Origin of the sequence: Leptospira weilii, assembly GCF_006874765.1 — a bacterium.
Lineage (GTDB): Bacteria > Spirochaetota > Leptospiria > Leptospirales > Leptospiraceae > Leptospira > Leptospira weilii.
Genome location: NZ_CP040840.1, coordinates 3,919,272 through 3,936,443, shown reverse-complemented (window position 1 = coordinate 3,936,443; position 17,172 = coordinate 3,919,272). Strand labels below are relative to the sequence as shown.

The 17,172-nt window shown below is 38.4% G+C and carries 18 protein-coding genes, 2 tRNA genes and 2 pseudogenes; 9 read left to right on the top strand and 13 right to left on the bottom strand.

From position 1 onward, the window contains the following. The first annotated feature begins 1 nt into the window (after position 1). Entirely contained in the window at positions 2 to 1,576 is a 1,575-nt protein-coding gene (locus tag FHG67_RS19240; RefSeq protein ID WP_002623719.1) for a hypothetical protein, read from the top strand. 2 nt (positions 1,577 to 1,578) lie between these two features. Here FHG67_RS19240 and recR read toward each other — a convergent pair whose 3' ends face one another. From recR to FHG67_RS19200, 8 genes and pseudogenes are all read right to left on the bottom strand, one after another. Beyond that, positions 1,579 to 2,148, bottom strand: coding sequence for a recombination mediator RecR (recR, locus tag FHG67_RS19235; RefSeq protein ID WP_216368160.1), 570 nt, complete (start codon positions 2,146 to 2,148; stop codon positions 1,579 to 1,581). A gap of 16 nt (positions 2,149 to 2,164) precedes the next feature. Then, complete coding sequence (locus tag FHG67_RS19230) at positions 2,165 to 2,512, bottom strand: YbaB/EbfC family nucleoid-associated protein (protein ID WP_004495018.1); 348 nt, start codon at positions 2,510 to 2,512, stop codon at positions 2,165 to 2,167. Between the two features lie 4 nt (positions 2,513 to 2,516). Further along, on the bottom strand, positions 2,517 to 3,980 hold the full coding sequence (gene dnaX / locus FHG67_RS19225) for a DNA polymerase III subunit gamma/tau (RefSeq protein WP_004495019.1): 1,464 nt from the start codon (positions 3,978 to 3,980) through the stop codon (positions 2,517 to 2,519). Positions 3,981 to 3,990: 10 nt separating this feature from the next. Then, a tRNA-Ser gene (locus tag FHG67_RS19220) sits at positions 3,991 to 4,074 on the bottom strand. A gap of 34 nt (positions 4,075 to 4,108) precedes the next feature. After that, the gene (locus FHG67_RS19215) at positions 4,109 to 4,576 is read right to left on the bottom strand and encodes a nucleoside deaminase (RefSeq protein ID WP_004495016.1); all 468 of its coding nucleotides are present in this window, start codon (positions 4,574 to 4,576) and stop codon (positions 4,109 to 4,111) included. Between the two features lie 373 nt (positions 4,577 to 4,949). Further along, entirely contained in the window at positions 4,950 to 5,165 is a 216-nt protein-coding gene (locus tag FHG67_RS19210) for a transcriptional coactivator p15/PC4 family protein (RefSeq protein WP_002619584.1), read from the bottom strand. A gap of 266 nt (positions 5,166 to 5,431) precedes the next feature. Further along, positions 5,432 to 6,485: pseudogene (locus FHG67_RS19205) on the bottom strand (leucine-rich repeat domain-containing protein). Beyond that, on the bottom strand, positions 6,485 to 7,417 hold the full coding sequence (locus FHG67_RS19200; protein WP_142499889.1) for a ferredoxin reductase domain-containing protein: 933 nt from the start codon (positions 7,415 to 7,417) through the stop codon (positions 6,485 to 6,487). The pseudogene FHG67_RS19205 and the gene FHG67_RS19200 overlap by 1 nt, the downstream one beginning before the upstream one ends. Before the next feature lie 214 nt (positions 7,418 to 7,631). On the opposite strand from FHG67_RS19200, the gene lpxD reads away from it, so the two are divergent. From lpxD to FHG67_RS19180, 3 genes and pseudogenes are all read left to right on the top strand, one after another. Next, positions 7,632 to 8,690 (top strand): UDP-3-O-(3-hydroxymyristoyl)glucosamine N-acyltransferase, encoded by a 1,059-nt coding sequence (gene lpxD / locus FHG67_RS19195; protein ID WP_016759444.1) that lies wholly within the window; start codon positions 7,632 to 7,634, stop codon positions 8,688 to 8,690. A 61-nt stretch (positions 8,691 to 8,751) separates the two neighbouring features. Beyond that, entirely contained in the window at positions 8,752 to 8,949 is a 198-nt protein-coding gene (locus tag FHG67_RS19190) for a hypothetical protein (protein WP_002632937.1), read from the top strand. A 189-nt stretch (positions 8,950 to 9,138) separates the two neighbouring features. Next, positions 9,139 to 9,935, top strand: a pseudogene (locus FHG67_RS19180) (IS5 family transposase). A 567-nt stretch (positions 9,936 to 10,502) separates the two neighbouring features. On the opposite strand, the gene FHG67_RS19170 reads toward FHG67_RS19180, so the two are convergent. Then, positions 10,503 to 10,574 (bottom strand) — tRNA-Gly (locus FHG67_RS19170). Between the two features lie 24 nt (positions 10,575 to 10,598). Here FHG67_RS19170 and FHG67_RS19165 point away from each other — a divergent pair. After that, positions 10,599 to 12,203, top strand: coding sequence for a carboxypeptidase M32 (locus tag FHG67_RS19165; RefSeq protein ID WP_172616508.1), 1,605 nt, complete (start codon positions 10,599 to 10,601; stop codon positions 12,201 to 12,203). Next, positions 12,196 to 12,525, top strand: a complete 330-nt coding sequence (locus FHG67_RS19160; protein WP_002632936.1) for a hypothetical protein — start codon at positions 12,196 to 12,198, stop codon at positions 12,523 to 12,525. Before FHG67_RS19165 ends, FHG67_RS19160 begins: the two co-directional genes overlap by 8 nt. Here the strand turns inward: FHG67_RS19160 and FHG67_RS19155 are convergent. The 3 genes from FHG67_RS19155 to FHG67_RS19145 are packed head-to-tail and all read right to left on the bottom strand — an operon-like array spanning position 12,522 to position 13,903. Beyond that, positions 12,522 to 12,908: a DUF423 domain-containing protein gene (locus tag FHG67_RS19155; RefSeq protein ID WP_002632932.1), complete on the bottom strand. Its 387-nt coding sequence runs from the start codon at positions 12,906 to 12,908 to the stop codon at positions 12,522 to 12,524. The two genes, FHG67_RS19160 and FHG67_RS19155, sit on opposite strands and share 4 nt — an antisense overlap. Positions 12,909 to 12,926: 18 nt before the next feature. Continuing rightward, on the bottom strand, positions 12,927 to 13,520 hold the full coding sequence (locus tag FHG67_RS19150; RefSeq protein ID WP_004494995.1) for a hypothetical protein: 594 nt from the start codon (positions 13,518 to 13,520) through the stop codon (positions 12,927 to 12,929). Between the two features lie 8 nt (positions 13,521 to 13,528). Then, complete coding sequence (locus tag FHG67_RS19145; protein WP_026054274.1) at positions 13,529 to 13,903, bottom strand: TRL-like family protein; 375 nt, start codon at positions 13,901 to 13,903, stop codon at positions 13,529 to 13,531. Between the two features lie 294 nt (positions 13,904 to 14,197). On the opposite strand from FHG67_RS19145, the gene FHG67_RS19135 reads away from it, so the two are divergent. Further along, positions 14,198 to 14,527 carry a hypothetical protein gene (locus FHG67_RS19135; RefSeq protein ID WP_002615405.1) on the top strand — a complete coding sequence of 110 codons (330 nt, stop codon included), beginning with the start codon at positions 14,198 to 14,200 and terminating at the stop codon, positions 14,525 to 14,527. A gap of 17 nt (positions 14,528 to 14,544) precedes the next feature. Here the strand turns inward: FHG67_RS19135 and FHG67_RS19130 are convergent, their stop codons facing one another. Then, positions 14,545 to 15,141 carry a hypothetical protein gene (locus FHG67_RS19130; RefSeq protein WP_004499642.1) on the bottom strand — a complete coding sequence of 199 codons (597 nt, stop codon included), beginning with the start codon at positions 15,139 to 15,141 and terminating at the stop codon, positions 14,545 to 14,547. Between FHG67_RS19130 and FHG67_RS19125 the strand changes: the two genes are divergently transcribed. Both FHG67_RS19125 and FHG67_RS19120 read left to right on the top strand, forming a co-directional pair. Continuing rightward, positions 15,140 to 16,237 carry a hypothetical protein gene (locus tag FHG67_RS19125; RefSeq protein WP_004499666.1) on the top strand — a complete coding sequence of 366 codons (1,098 nt, stop codon included), beginning with the start codon at positions 15,140 to 15,142 and terminating at the stop codon, positions 16,235 to 16,237. The genes FHG67_RS19130 and FHG67_RS19125 overlap by 2 nt on opposite strands. A gap of 272 nt (positions 16,238 to 16,509) precedes the next feature. Beyond that, positions 16,510 to 16,851, top strand: coding sequence for a DUF2750 domain-containing protein (locus tag FHG67_RS19120; protein WP_026054275.1), 342 nt, complete (start codon positions 16,510 to 16,512; stop codon positions 16,849 to 16,851). The last annotated feature ends 321 nt before the right edge of the window (positions 16,852 to 17,172 follow it).

The following is a 17,172-nucleotide window of genomic DNA, read 5'->3' as shown; positions in this document are numbered from 1 at the left end:
CGTGTTCAACAACCTTTTAAAAAAGGCTTATGGCTTCTATTATCTTGCGGTGATTTTATTTCCTTCTTTGATTTTTTCCCAAGAAGCTGAAGAGAAAACTAAACTCGATTTTCAAGGAAATTATAGAGTGCGTGGGTTTAATCTTGCAAGAGATATATACACGTCTCGTCAAACTTCCGCAACTCCTTACGATAAGGAAGCTTTTAAAACCGAACAGCAACAACGAAATCAGAATATAGCCGAAACTGAAATTACGGAAAGATTGAAAGGTAATCCCAGCACCTTATCTCCCCAAAAGGAAGACATTTCATACTTTGATACTAGAATGACAATTAACATGAACTTTAATACTTCGAAATATTTCGAAGCGCTTTGGGGCGTTCAAGTTGGTGATATCACTTTCGGTGGAAAAGGTTTCGGTCAAAATTCTACAACCGGTCCGGGACAAGGCGGAGAAGCGAATTCTACTTCTCCGGTAAACATACAGACTACGTTTTTATATTTGAATTTTAAACTTCCGGAGGACGCTTTCAGTTTGAGAGTCGGTCAACAACTCTTTTTTTCCCCAAGAGGGAGAGTGATCTTTGCTTCGGGCACCGGAATTACGATTAACAAAGACTTTCGACTATGGAACACTACAATTGAATCGGGTTGGTTTGTGGCGCGACAAAACGCTCAACTTGACTTAGATAAAAATTCTTACGCCGATAAAAATTATGTCGGAACGAATATTTATTTTTACAAGGTTAAGACGAGTTTCTTCAACAACGTAAAACACGAACTCTATTCTTATTTCTCAGATGATACGATTAAATCCATAGATAAGACGACTAACGCGAAAGGAACTGTGATCGCTTTGGATAGCGAATTCGGTCAGTTGTTTTGGCACGGTTTTATGAACGAAATCAATCTATCGAACTTCGGATTCGTAGTTCATGGGATTTATAATCACGGAACCGTTCATGTTTTGGAACCGTATCGGGACAATGCCGGAAATGTTTTGTACAATCAGTTTAGTAGGCACAATATATCTGGAGGAATGGCGGATCTTCAGTTTTCCTATCGTTATAGCGAAAATTTTACATTCAACTTAATAGGAGTTGGTACTACGGGACGTCCCGGATTTGATAAGGACGGGACAAAGGCAAATCTTCGAGGCGGGGGTTATAAAACTTTGATGCCCGGTTACTCCATATCGAATATTGGGCACGACTTTACGGGAGGTTACGCACTTTTTTCCGGAAAAGATTCGAGCGGTTTGTACGAATACGGAGTTAACGGTGATTTTGTCATTTACGGTCCCTTGCTTCTGACATTGGGATATTATCGGTTGTATGGGACAAAGTCGCCTTATATCGAAAATAATCGTTACTTCAATTTTGATAGCGGATACAAAACAAGCGCTTTTTTTGGGCACGAAGTTAATATCAACTTAAGATGGAATGCATTTCGAGATATGCAAATTTTGATGAGATCCGGTTATTTTATAGCAGGGGACGGATTAAAGGCTTATTTGGATACGACTTACGGAAAAATTCTTAGGGAATTTTTTGTAACTGCGGAACACAGATTTTAAAGTTAAAGCTGAAGGCGGGAACGAATGGCTCTTCCCAAAGTATATTGGTCAGCAAGTTCAATCGAACCTCCAACCGTAATCCCGTAGGCGATTCGGGTTACGCTGACGGAAAGAGGCTTTAACTGATTTGCTAAATAATCCGCAGTTGCGTCTCCTTCAAGAGTTGGGTTCGTGGCAACTAAGACTTCTTTTACTTGTTCCGGCTCGATTCTTTCCAAAAGTTCTTTGATTCTAAGATCTCTCGGCCCGATTCCCTCCAAAGGAGAAATTACTCCGTTTAACACGTGATATTTGCCGTGAAACTCTCTTGTGTTTTCGATAAAAAAAATATCCTCCGGTTGTTCCACGACGCAAAATGTGTGAGTATCTCTTTTTTCCGAAGTGCAGATGTCGCAAATTTCCGTTTCCGCATAAGAACCGCATCGTTTGCAAAATTTAATTTTGTTTTTCGTGTCCGTGAGTTGATGAATGAAATGATTGAAAAGACCTTGTTCAAGTCTTAGAAGATGAAAGCTGATTCTAAAAGCGCTTTTTCTTCCGATTCCCGGAAGCGAAGAAAGAGCATCCACCATTTCTTCAAGAAGATGATTAGCCAAAATTTCCGCCGAACATTTTGGAAATTTCGGAAAAGTCCAAACCGCCGGATGCGGATTGAAACTCATAAGCGGTTGCTTCTTTCGCTTTTTTGAGGGCGTCATTTGTCGCGGCCATAATAAGATCTTCGAGCATTTTATTATCATCCGAGTCGAAGAGTTGTTTATTAATGAACACGTTTATAATTTGTCCTTCCCCCGTAGCCGTAACGGTTACCATTCCCGCGCCCGCGTCTCCTATCACTCGTATTGAGGCGATGCGCTTTTTTACATCTTCCATTTTTTCTCGGAGGGTTCCCATGTTGGAGAGAAGTTCGGACAAGTTTTTTATTTTATCAAGCATAACGTTAAGAATCCAATTTAGGGATTTTACTTTGATCTACTTCGGTTCCAAGGAATTTTTTCTTTATCTCGGTGCTCGTATCGAACTTTTGCGAATTTGGTTCGGAAGTTATGGCCGACTTTGTTTCCAAGGAATCGTTTTTCAAAGAAGAGCCCTGCTGATTAGACTCGAAGTGGGATTCTAAAGAAACATCGGAAAACGCATTATCTTTTTTTTTAGAAGGTTCCGCTTGTGCCGTATTTTTAAATGCAGAGGGTAATTTATTGTGTTCCGTATCGAGAGTAGTGTTTTTGGAACCTTGCATCATAAGAATCAGATGATTGATTCGGTCGACCAAACCGGCCAAACTCGGATAGGTAAGTTCTTCCACGAGTTTTTTAATTTGAATTTCCGCAAATACCTTAATCTCAAAAGAATTTCTCAAGCGAATCGTTTTGATTCTTTCGTAAATTTCGAAAAGTTTTCCGGAAAGAAAATTTAATTTTGAAGAATCCACATTTTCAAAATCGGATTTCATTTTCGCCAGATCTTCTTTGGGGAAGTTAACAGATTCGGGATCGGCGAGGGAATCGCGGATCAAGTTGAGAGTGTGGGTAAATTCTATGGAATCCCATAAAAATTTGTAAATATCCTGACCTTCTTGATAGAGGGATTCGAGGATTTCCAAACTTTTTGAATGGCTGTCTGGATCGATAAGACTTTTGATAAACGAAGTTAAGAATTCAATTCCGTGGTAACCGATCATCTTTCGAATTCCGGTTCCTAACAGCTTTGAATCCGTAAATACGATCGCTTGCTCCATAAAAGAAAGCATGTCTCTTACGGAACCGTCTCCTTTTTTCGCAACCCAGAAAAGTCCTTCCTGATCGTATTGAACATTTTCGATCTTACAAAGTCTTTCGGAATAATCTTGTAGAACGGACAAGGGTACTTTTTTAAAAATAAAATCCTGACATCTGGAAAGAATGGTCTCTGGAATTTTATGAAACTCGGTTGTGGCCAAAATAAAAACGATATGAGCCGGAGGTTCTTCCAAAGTTTTTAGGAGAGCGTTAAAGGATTGATCCGTCAACATATGGACTTCGTCTATTATATAAACCTTATATTTCCCGCCCATGGGAGCGAATTTAACATTATCTCTGAGTTCGCGAATATTTTCGATTCCCCGATTGCTCGCGGCGTCGATTTCAAGAACGTCGCTCGAAATCCCCTGAGTGATTTCAGTACAAGAATTACATTTGTTACAAGGTTCGTTATCGATCGGATTTTGGCAGTTCAATCGTTTCGCAAGAATTCTCGCGATCGTCGTTTTACCGACTCCTCTAGGACCGAAGAAAATATATGCGTGACCGATTTTTCCGGATTTAAGTGCGTTTTGAAGAGCGCCTATGGCAAGGTCTTGATGAATTACGTCCCGAAATATTTGCGGGCGATATTTCCGAGAAAGGACTTCGTGAGTTCCTGCCATAATACGGAGTCGGAGAAGCCGGGATTCGAACCCGGGGTGCTTTTGGCACACATGCTTTCCAAGCATGCACAATAGACCACTCTGACACTTCTCCTGTAGCTTTCAGAAATTCCGTTAAAGGTTGTGTGTCAATTGAATTTCTTTCTTCTGATTTTGAAAAACGATTTGAACGCGTTTTTGGAAATCTCAGCGGGAACACAAACAAGCTCGGGGAAAAAATTTCGAGAATAAATGGTTTCAATGCTGAGGGAAGAAATTCCTTCTCCTTGTTTTGCGGGTAGAAGATAAACGACCTTCGGAATTCTCGAAAGAAGAATCGTTCCCGCGCACATTAAACAAGGCTCTAATGAAGTGATGAGAATACAATCCGTGAGATAACGAGTTTTCAGTTTTTTTTTCGCGTCTCGGATACAAAGTATTTCGCTATGAAAGGAAGAATCTTTGTTCTTCTCAACTTCGTTGAACGTCTCGCAGACGAGTTTGTGTTTGTGATAGATTCTCGTAAAACTGGGAATTTCTTCTTTTTCTTTTAAAAGCATATCCTTCATACTTTTCAAAAAATCGGAGAGAATCTTGTCGTTTAAAGATTCGTACATAACGTTAATATTTTGAATTTTTCTATCTTTTTACTGATCCCTATAAAATAGAATACAGTTAATTTGAGAGTAAATCTTAAACGCAGAATTTCGGACACTTTATTGTATAGAGATGAGTAAGTTGTCTATCTATCCATGAATATTGTTCTTCGGACATTTTCAAATATCCTAATTTTCGTCGTAATAGCACGAGGCACCGATTTCAAATGATTGCATTTTTTATCGTGAATAAGTGGGTTTCTTTTTGGTGTTGGTTATTTAACCTCGGTAAGGCGCCTGAATTTTTTATTCGTTATTGGAAAGTTAAAGTGCCCATTGTTCCACGATTAGTTGAATTGTATGAAAAAATTTATAGCAGGCATAAAAATGAATTTTAGCTTTTTACTTCGCTTTCGGCTTGGATGACCGCTTCTCTGATTTCGTCGTAGAGTTCCGGAGGAATTGCGATTCCTTTCTGAGTCGGTTTTTTTTCTCCGTCTTTGTCCGTGTACCAAACTCTGAGATTCAGATATTTGGTTCCTTTGTATTCGGAAACCTCCACACGAATCACTTCGCCTTTGCCTTTATCTATGTCACGGATCACACCCATTTTTAATTCTCCTTATAGATTGTTTCAAAACTCAAATTTTATTTATGGAATCGTTAAATCTGGAAAACATAACGCTTCACGCTCTCTAGAGTCGTTCGGCAGGTCACATGTCAGTTTCTTATAACAATATAAAAAACTAACTTAAATTTCATCGATTCGTTTTTAGTAATGTTAAAATGAAAATCTAAAATAAAGTCATTGAAAAATTCCAAAATTCATACATTCAATCCGCATGAGATCGCTAATTATAGTGAAATAAAATGCGATCAAAAGCGAATATCACATTTTGGAAGAGCCTTGCGAAGGTTCTCTTTTTCTTTGGATCTGATTGGATTACCGCGCAAATGCAATCCTTCTAAATTCTGCAATTGTTCAATTTCTTTCGGTAGAGAGGTCAATTGGTTACCAAATAAAAACAACGTTCGTAAATTTTGTAACTGCACTATTTCTTTTGGTAGAGAGATTAATTGGTTACCATCTAAAAACAGCGTTTTTAAATTTTGTAACTGCACTATTTCTTGAGGAAGCGTTGCAAGTTTGTTATCCCTTAAATGTAATTTTTGTAGATTCTGTAGCTGTCCGATTTCCTTTGGAAGGGACGTTAGTCGATTATTGCTCAAATGCAATTCTTGTAAATTCTGCAATTGCCCGATTTCTTCGGGAATTGAAGTCAGTTGGTTTCTACTCAAATCCAAATTTTCTAAATTTTGCAATTGCCCGATTTCTTGTGGTTGGAATGTCAGTTGGTTCCACCCTAAAGACAGCGTTTGTAAATTTTGTAACTGCATTATTTCCATTGGATAGGAAGTCAATTGGTTACACCATAAATATAGTTTTTGTAAATTCTGCAACTGTCCAATTTCTTGTGGAAAAAATGTTAGTCGGTTATTGCTCAAGTTCAATTTTTGTAAATTCTGTAACTGCCCAATTTCCTGCGGAAAAAATGTTAGTCGGTTATACATCAAATTCAACGCTTTCAACTTTTGCAATTGTTCGATTTTCTTTGGAAGAGACGTTAGTCGGTGATTTTCACCCAAATCCAATTCTTGTAAATTCTGTAATTGCCCGATTTCTTCGGGAATTGAAGTCAGTTGGTTTCTACTCAAATCCAAATTTTCTAAATTTTGCAATTGCCCGATTTCCTTTGGAAGCGTCGTTAATGCCTGATTCTTCAGATCCAAAACTCGAGCCTCCGTAGGACTTTGGAGAGCTTCCGCTAAATTCCGATAAATACCCCCAACGCTCATTTACTCGCAACTCCGTAAAAAGACAAAGAAAGATCAGAATACATGCCGCGGCCCTTTGTAAAAATAAGAGCATCAGTATGTTTCGACAAACAACTGGTGTGCGCCTTCCAAATGATGTTTAAACTCTTCGTAGGTTCCGGCGTCACCCGCGATCTTTTGGATTTCTTCAATCACACCTTTTTCCATTCCTTTCGGTCCGCCGCAAATGTAGAAACGCCCGCCGCCGTTTAAAATCTTTTTCACTGTTTCTGTTTGTTCACGAACTCGGTGGGAAATATACATTCTTCCGCCATCGAAAGAATTTTTTTCTTCTCTCGAAATCGCGGTAATCAGTTTAAAATTTTTATGCTTGGATTCTAAACCTCTAAGGTAATCCGTCATTACGAGTTCGTCGGAATAAGGCGCTCCGTAAACGAGAGTGATATTTCCAGTAAATTTGATAAGTTTGTGTTCTAAAAGCTCTTCACTCATTCCAATAAAAGGAGCGATTCCGGTTCCAGTTGCAAGAAACATAATATCTCCACTGAAATCTGTATTAGGAAGAAGAAATTTTTTTCCAGAAGGTCCGGTCATGGTTACTTCGTCACCCGGTTTCAGATCGCACATATAGTTCGAACAAACACCTTTGAATTGAAGGTTTCCATTTTCATCGTATACGTTATCTCTTTTAATAATAAATTCGATATTGTCCTCTTTCATTCCAAAGGAATAACTTGGGGAGGCGATGGAATAAAGTCTTACAGTATAACTCGCATCCGCCAAACCTTTCGCTTTCTTTTCGGGATCTTCGCCTGGAGGAATTACTCCGCCGCTTTGCCCGATTAAGTATGGATAAGCGGAATGATCAAGCGATAGAGTGATTCTATGAACGAGTGCCTCTCCTTCTTTTTTGGGTCTTTTTCCGGTTCCGGCTTCCGGAGTTAATAGAACGTTGCTGATTACTTTAGCTTTGTAGGGATTGGATTTTTTGAATAAGTTAATCTGGGGTTCTCTAATCGGTTTCATGAGCGGGTACAATTCCTAAAAATGAAAAATTTTTTGAATTTCCTACATGGTTTTCAAACAGACCATTTCGTCAAACGGGATATTTATATCGTATTTCCGATGAAATAGTAATTCTTATAAATTGATAATTTTCCATATGCGATCGTTCTTCTTTTTTGCGTGACGATCGGAATTGTTCATTTCTCCGTGTAATAACGAAATAAAACGAGGAAACATGTTCCAAATCAAATTATCAGAATTAACGAAAAAAGTAAGCGAATCTAAAATTATAAACACTCAGACGCCGGACACGATTCTTCTAGAAAAAATCGTCTCTATTTCTCCCGGAGCAAAAAATTCCGTAAGTTTTCTTTCCAATAAAAAAATGTTAACCGAAGCCAAGAAAACCCTTTCCAGCGTGATATTAACTACCGAAGAACTTGCGAAGGAATTGTCTATTCCTTGCCTTGTGGTTTCCAATCCGGAACTAAGTCTTGCGGAAGTTCTCAACGTTCTTTATCCCTCTTACGTTCCTTCCGGAAAAATTTCTTCCACTGCTTCCATTCATCCAACTGCTAAGTTGGGTTTTGGAGTTACGGTAGGAGAATTTGTGGTGGTTGGAGAAAACTCTGTGGTCGGAGCGAACACCTATCTTGAGGACGGAGTTAAGATTTCCAGAAATGTAATTATTGGAGAAGATTCTCACATCGGTCTTAATTCTTCCATTCAGCACGGAGTCGTCATCGGAAAGAGATTTATCTGTTCCGGAAATTGTTCGATCGGTGGAGACGGATTTAAATTTGTCACCGCGAACGGCAAGCACCATAAAATTCCTCAAGTGGGGGGAGTAAAAATAGGAGACGACGTCGAAATAGGATCTTTGTGTACAATTGATCGAGGCGGTTTGGAGGACACGATCGTTGGAGATGGATGCAAATTTGATAATATGGTTCACGTCGCTCACAATTGCGTATTGGGAAAAAATATTATCATTGCTGGACAAAGCGGTGTTGCAGGTAGTACAATCGTTGAAGACGACGTAATCATCGGCGGAGCTTGTGCGGTCGCAGATCATCTTCATGTTCCGGCGGGAACAATCCTTGCGGGTGGAACTTCTTTGAGGAATTCTCCAAAGAAAAAGGAAATTTTTGTAGGTTGGGATTATGGTTTAACTTTTCCCGAATTTCAAAAAGTTCGTGTGAATATTCACAATCTCGTGAATTTCCAAAGATGGGTCAAAAGAATCAAGGTTTTAGAAAAACACGCCGGAATTAAAGTGGAAGAAAAGGAATGAGCTTGACAAGGCTTGAAATTGAAAAGCATTCTTTTTCTACACCCTATTTGGAGGATTTCCCTTGTACTCCCGAGCAAACGAAGATAACCCGGAAAATAAACCGGACAAAATCTCCCGTAAGCCGGATTTTTCCCAAAATAAAAAAATAGGAAAGTTGTTGGAAGTTCTCGCCAATAACATTTTAGAAAACGACACAAAGAATATCGTTTTCTTGAATGAGATTCAAAATAATAGATCGGAAAGTTCAATTCAAAGATAAAGTCCAATCCGAACCAATCTCAAATCGGTTCCTTTTTATGGAACCGATTGTCTTGTTCTTAATTAAAAATGTATAATGCTCCATCGATTTGAAAACCGATTTTTCGTATCGTTTCTTATAAGCGTAGATTTACTAAGAACCGGTCTCAAAACTCCTTGTACTTTGAGAGTGTAATACTATAATTGTGAAATGGACAAATATTATTCAGAGATTCCCGAGGGACTTTGGAAACAAATAGCCCCTTTGATCCCAAAAGAGAAGTCAAAGCCGAAAGGTGGTCGCAATCGCGTTCCAACAAGAGTCGTAATGGCAGGTATCATCTATCGAATGAAAACAGGCTGTCAGTGGCGTGCAATTCCGAATGACTTTGGATCGGGTCAAACTTGTCACAGAAGATTTCAAGAATGGGAACGAGCGGGAGTATTCAAAAAGATTTATAAATCTATTTTAAAATATTATGATGTGAAGAATAAGATAGCTTGGGATTGGGCTTCGATGGATTCCACAATGGTCAAGGCTCCCAAAGGGGGAGTTTAACCGGGAAAAATCCTACAGACCGTGCCAAATTGGGAGTTAAACGGCATATTCTTACGGATGGAAACGGAATTCCATTGGCAATTACATTGAGTGGAGCGAACGTTCATGATAAACGCAATGTAAAAGATACATTGAATTCCATCTTGGTTTTTTCCGGAAGAAAAAGAAAAAAACCAAAACACCTTTGTTTAGATAAAGGTTATGACTTCAAAGATATAGAAGCATTGATCAAAAGAAGAAACATTCGACCTCATATTCGGAAAAAAGGTGAAAAACCTCTTATTGGTAAATACAAAGGAAAACCGAGGCGTTGGGTCGTTGAAAGAACAAACAGCTGGCACAATCGATTCAGAGCCATTTTGATTCGTTGGGATAGAAAAGCGGAAAATTATCTGGCTTCGCTTTATCTCGCAAGCTCCATCATTGCTTTTAACTTTTTTAATAGATAGTTTTGAGACCGGCTCTAAATCTGTTTTCTGTAGGAACTTTGAAACCAAGCCGCTTTTCATCTTAAGATTTTAAAACAGTTTCTAAGTGAACATTACAAAGTTCTGCTAAATGAATTTTCTTAGAGTAAACTCATGTTCAAGTTGTTAGTTTGCACTTGAGGGATTTTTTTGAAAAAAATTTTGTGACTCGCCCTCTTCGCAGTCTCGCATCCCTGCTCGACTTTGCTCCGAGGCGTCTCACTTTGGCCTCGGAACATCCTGTTCCTCGGAAGCGTTTCTTCGCTCCTAAGGTCGCTCGAAACGCTTTACCAAAGTTCGCGTTCGAGTCTGTCATTGGTGTTTTATGATTTAATTGAGAAGAAAAAAACTTTGCGGGCAGAGGGACTCGCCCTCTTCGCAGTCTCGCATCCTGCTCGACTTTGCTCCGAGGCGTCTCACTTTGGCCTCGGAACATCCTGTTCCTCGGAAGCGTTTCTTCGCTCCTAAGGTCGCTCGAAACGCTTTACCAAAGTTCGCGTTCGAGTCTGTCATTGGTGTTTTATGATTTAATTGAGAAGAAAAAAACTTTGCGGGCAGAGGGACTCGAACCCTCACTGGAAGCTTGGAAGGCTACAGTGCTAGCCATTACACCATGCCCGCGATTCACGCAAAAATCATTTTTTTGTGGTTAGGGTACTTGTCAATCTAAAAGAAGAATTTTTACTATCCACTGAGATGAAAGAGTATGAGAACCTTTTTACCGAGCAGATCCGTAGAGAATTAAAATCTTTTACGGAATATAGAATCACTTATCAAGAAATTTGGACGCTTAGAAATGTTCTTAGCGTACTTCAATGGGACTCGGAAATCATTTTGCCTGAGGATGGAAGAGAGGAACGAGGTTCCCAAATCGGACTTCTTTCCGGATTGATCCATTCGAAATATGCCGGTGAAAGTTTTTACAAACTTGCGGAAAAGGCAGGAGAAGAAAACGAACAAAAAAATCTTCCGGGTCAAGCGGAACGAAAAATCGAATTTGAAAGATTATTTCAAGATTTGGATCGTTCTCGCCGTCTTCCTCAAGAGCTTGTTGAGGAATTTTCTGTCACTACAAGTAAAGCGCACTCAATTTGGGCTAAAGCAAAAAAGGAAAATCGATTTGCGGATTTTGCGCAAATTCTCTCTAAGATTGTTGAATTGAGTAAAGAACAAGCCGAATGTTATGGTTATCAAACGGAAGCGTATGACGCTCTATTGGAAAGTTATGAGCCCGGTGAAAGAGCGAAAGATCTGGATAAATTATTTTTTAATTTGAAAAATTCTTTAAAACCTTTAATTGCGAAAGGAAAGAAAGTTGCAAATCCCTTTTTAAAAGAAATCCCAGTCTTTCTTCAAAACAAATTGGGAGAAGCTCTTCCTGGTATCTTGGGATTATCTTCTGGTATTTCTCGTTTGGACGCAAGTGAACATCCGTTTTCTACTTCTCTTGGAAGTAAGGATAAAAGAATCACCACACGTTATGATTTGAAAGATCCGCTTTCTTCCATATTCAGTATTTTGCATGAAACGGGACATTCTCTTTACGAAGTTGGAATATCCGAGATCGATGGCGGCCCTTCTCCTTTACACGATTCTGTCTCTTTGGGTATCCACGAATCGCAGAGTAGGCTTTGGGAAAATCAAGTCGGTAGATCCAAAGAATTTTGGGAGATGTATTATCCGATTTTTCTTGATACTCTAAATATTAAAGAATCCGAATTATCTTTTTCCAAACTTTTTTCTTATATCAACCAATCCGCCGCTTCCTTGATTCGAGTGGAAGCTGATCAGATTACCTATAACCTCCATATTATTCTTCGATTTGAGATCGAGAGGGAATTAATCAACGGTAGAATACAAGTTCCGGAACTTCCGGAAGTCTGGAATTCCAAAATGAAAGAGATTTTTGGAATTACTGTACCTTCCGATAGGGAAGGAGTTTTGCAGGATGTTCATTGGAGCGGAGGAGCTTTCGGATATTTTCCGACTTATACGCTGGGGAATATTTATTCGGCTCAACTTTTTCAAACCTTTTCGAAAGAGAATTCGAATTTTCAATCGGAAGTAAAACAGAGAAAAGACTTTTCTTCTCTCCTGAATTGGCTCAAAAGAAACGTTCATTGGAAGGGAAAATTTTATTCCGCTAAAGATTTAATTCGCTCCGCTACAGGCTCCGATCCAGATTCTTCTTATTTGATACAATATCTTGAAAAAAAACTTATTGAACTGGAATCGACCGATCATGGATGAAAAAGAAGAACTTACAGTAAAATCTTTTGAAGAACTTTCTTACTTTGATAATTTGGCGCTTTATTACCTATGTAATGAAGCGCCGCCTCAAACTCTCGCGTTGGCGTTTCTTGTCGGCGACAGCAAGGTTTGCGGTTCCATGCTTGGGGTTCTTGAAGGAAAAAGGAGGGAATATGTACATCAGCTTATGGCCGAGCAAAAGGAGGCGGAAATTGCCAAAAAAGAATCCGCTGTTCAAGGTCTTTTGATTATTGCGGAAGGTTTAATTACGAGAAAACTGATCGAAAAAAAAGGTAAATTCTATTACGGAACTAAACGTTAGTCTACCTTTGATAGAATCGCGTAAAAACCAAGAAGGCCCCAAGCGATTAGAAATGCGATTCCTCCAACTGGAGTAATCGCTCCTAATATTTTAATTCCTGCGATCGCCAATATGTACAAAGATCCCGAAAATACTAGAATTCCCGTAAGAAATAAGATGGAAGAAAACCAAATAACCTGGCTGTTGTTTACATATCCCGTTATCGCTAATATCAAAGGGGGAATACTATGGATCAGATGATACCGATTTCCTGTTTCATAGATTGCGAATAGCTCAGGAGTTAAAATCGGTTTTAAAGCGTGAGCGCCAAATGCGCCTAAGGCGACTCCGAGAAATCCCGATAAGGAAGAAAGTATAAAGATTGTTCTTTGTTTTCCTGTCATATATTCAATGAGCCCGGTTCAAAATTCTTGAATAGCATAACTTTTAAATCGAATACATTTTTTCTGAATTAACCAAAATAGATAAGCCGTTTGTTCTATGTCCAATCTGGAATCGAAAAGAATTTTGATTTTATTTTTTTTCATTTCTTGCTTGAGTTCGTCGTAAAAACTCGTCTTTCCAAAAACGAAAGATATCGGAACCAAAGCTTCCCGTTCTCCTTGTCTCAAAGGAAGGATCAATGTTACTCCCCTTTGGCAACCTTGGCTTTGCCCTTCGAAACGAATGATCCTGTGTTTAGACCAATCCCAATCATCCAACGAGCCGTGGAACATATCTTTGTGGGGAAGAGAAGAGGTGGAATGTATAAATCCGTCGAATCCAAACAAGCGTAACCGAGTAGAAGCGTTTCCATAGTGAATTGAAGGATCTCTAAAGTAAGTCCCCGCTATGGACACGCGGTTTTCGGGGGATAAGATTGCATCGGTTGGATAGGGCATTGGATTTCGTTTAACAAGAGTTCTACGGTTTCCAATCGGTAACGCACATCCTAAGAATAGAATCCCACTTAACAAAACTAAGAGGAAGATTTTGATTTTAATCTTGGATTTCATCTTATCTTTTATTCTTTTTTCATCAGTCGTTGCGGAAGTTTAACGCCGATTCCTGTTACCCGCGTGCACTTATAAAAGTAGAGATTAAAAAATATTGATTTGACGTAATAGTCGGTTTGCACATCGAAAAGAAGATCGGCTTTGTCCTGAATCGCGTTTTGGACCGCGGCTTCGTAACTTTCATCTCCCGTGTAAACAAGCCAAAGCCAACCTTCGCCGCAGGCCTGCCCGGAAAGTTTTCCGACAGGGTCCATTCCGCGGACATCGGTGTAACTTTGAGAATAAAACCAGCCGGGTGTTTTAACGTTTGTGTAAAGGCAGTTTCCGGTTGTAATCAGCGTAATAAAAAAAATAAAATAAGTTTTTATCGATAATAGCTTCATTTGCATTCCTAAATCGTTTTGAAATTTTCGAAAAGTTTGAATCTGAAAAATCAAAAGTCAAGGTAAAAGAATCGATGAGATATCTTCGAAAGGAAAAAATAGAATAGAGCTGTTGAAAAATTTCTTCTCTATCTATTTCTGTTTCATTGAAACGGGCGATTGGAACAGCTTTGTTAATCTCCATTATGGAATTTTTCAACAACTCTAATAAAATGAATGAGATTTGGGATATTATCGAGCTAACTACCTTATTTTGTCTTGACTAAGAAAAGATTGTCATTATCCAAATGAGATATGCAAACTGACGATAAAAAATACGTCCGAGTTTGGAAGAAGTTAAGCGTCTCCGAGGTTTCTTCTCAATTGATGTTAATCGACGACTTGTATGGGACTTGCGGGAACTGCAAACATCTTGGTCTAAATTATACGAAAGATAAAAGTTGCCCCGAATGTAAAACAAAGTTTCGTTATTTGGCAACCAATTCTAAATCTCAAACTGAAATCGCAAAAATTCTCAATCGTCTTGAAAAGGAAAATCTTGATCTGGTATTGATCGATCGGGATGATTTCAATCAGTCTAAGGCAAAAGACGCCATAAAGGATTTATTTAAACCGACGGAATGAATTTTTGGAATCGAATTTTAGTCTTTTTTAGAATCGAGAAAATTTTTCAGACCTTGGATCGTTCTTTCTAGATCCGTAACTTGTTCCTTCAATGTGTTATCGTCCAAGTAAAGCTTTTTATCCGCGGAATAAAGTTCCTCGTAACCTTTTGCCATCAAATTGTGAAACGATTTTTGAATGTTCATGAGACCGTTTTCGAAATCCTTTGGATTGAGTTCTCGCTTTTTCTTGTAAGACTTTTTTAACGAAATAAAAACAAAACGAAATAAAAGTATAGAATATGCGGGAATCAAAAGATAAATCGCGGTTAAAAATACGGGTCCGAGATTCCAAGTTTGAGAAATGGATTTATGGAAAAACACTCGAAGCGTCGAGACGATTAATACGCTTAAGGTATAATTCAGACGACTTGTGGTCGGTGAGATTGTGTTGAATAAAGATACTAGAATCAAAGAAAAGATCAAAACCAAGAGTAAATCTAAGGGAACGATAGAAAAAAGAACCTTTAAAAAAGAAGTGATCGTTTCGATGGTGTCGAGAAATGATTGGATCGACTGAGATAGGTTGTTAAAACTCGTTTTCAAATCTAAAAAAAAATCGGTAATCTGACTCATGAAATGGCTCCTAAAAATTCCAGGTTGGAAGAAACTCCAATCTTTCCTCATGAAACTGCAAGAACTTTCCTTTTTGCGAAAGCTTTATCTGGCTTACTCCGTCATCGGAATTTCTTTTCTCATCTTGCATGAGAATCATCTTCCTATTTTTTTTATTTTGCTTTTGGTTGCCGGAGCTTATTTGATTGCGACAATCTTTTTCTTCGTAATTTCTTTTGCGTTTGGAAAGCTTCTTAAGCAAGAGCCTATTAAAAAATATAAAATAGGTCCTAACTCTGCAACAACTTACGATGCAGTTCGAATTCTTTTAAATCCGATCGCGGAAGGAATCGTATTCATTTCTTGTATCTTGTCGCTTTTCTTTACGGATTTTTATTCCAATCGATCCGGTGTCATTTTTATCGCGGTTTATTGTGTCGTAGGTTTTATTCTTCGCTTTTTGGAAAGTACGGTCTTTTATAGAATTTCTTTGCTCGGTCTCATGGTTTTGACAGCCGGACTTTTGAGTTTTAAAGCGCTTCAACAAGCCGAGATGTTAACCTCTTATTTACTTTTTAAACCGACTTGGGAGCAAAAAGAACTTACAAATTGGAATTATGATTCGGAATCCAGAGTTCTGAAAAATTTAGATATTCAAATTCAACTTTCTCTACCGGAGGATTTTTACTTTCATAATCCTAAGAATCTAACGTTAAAGGATCGGACCGGAACCGGACAAATTGCGGGAATTATTTCTTCCAGTGAAACTGATCCGAACCGTTATCCATCGATTCGGATTTTTTATTTTCCGGAACCGTTTTTAGAAATCGATAAGGTTAAACCTGAGTTTGTAAAATTTTTGGATTTATCTGTCAATCAAGGAGAGATGATCGAAGTTCACGAACTCGGTGAAGAAAATTTTGAAAGAAGAATGGATGGGGTTTTTTGGACTTATTACGATAACCTAAGACCCAGGTACGCTAAAACCGGATTTTTTATCGCTTCGGGAAATAAGCTCCCCGATTCCTTTTTATTTCATATCTCGGAAAGTTTGGTTAAAGGAAGAGTTCATGAAGAATCAGTGGAAAAAATTCTACAAGGCTTTAAAAGAGAATAGAGTTTTTGAAAAATTAATTCTCCATTTGCTTCCGTTTCATTAAAATGGACGATTGAAGCGGTTTTGTTAAATTTCATCATTGAATTTTTCAACAACTCTAATGAGAATAGGGAAGTTAAAGTTTATCAGAAAACTATAAATTGTAGAAACTCATACTAAAACTTCCTTCGAGAAAGTCGTTCGAAGTCATAATCTTATTTACGTTTTTAGCGAGGTTTCAGCTTAATGTTGCTTATTACAGTCACAACATATTGATCCCGGACGTAAAAATTATGAGATCATCCGCTGCTCAATATCATCAATTTTTTATAGATATAAAAAAATATAAGATAGTATGGACTTTACGAGATGGTAAAGGTTTTCCGAGCCCTATGACTTCCTCTGGAAAAAGATCCATGCCATTTTGGTCCTCTTTGAAACGAGTTCGAAATATAATAGAATATAGCGATGCTTATTCTTTATTTAAGCCCCATGAAATTTCTTATCAAGATTTTGTCGATCGATGGCTCCCTGGATTAAAAAAGGATAATTTATTAGTCGGTATCAATTGGACCGGAAATCGGGCGATAGGATACGATCTTGAACCGAGCGAAGTATTGGAATATCTACATTAGCCCGAACTCATGTTAATTCTGAAATAAAACAATGTCCGTAAATTCAGTTACAATCCAATTTCAGGCGGCGATCTGGATTTACCCGGCAAGGGGTCATAAACTTATCCACAAATGAAGAAGGCTTTTGGGATCATAAGGATCAAAAACTGGTATTTTTCAAGTATTCCGATAAGAATGAAGCTTTTTACTTGCAAAAAGTATGATTTTCTGATAGAGAAAAATCTCTCGCTCATCACCCAAAATCAGGGGAAACTCAACGCAGAACTCTCCTATGGGTCGTAAAATATGCGCTTCCATTACGATTTAGTTTTAATTCGATCA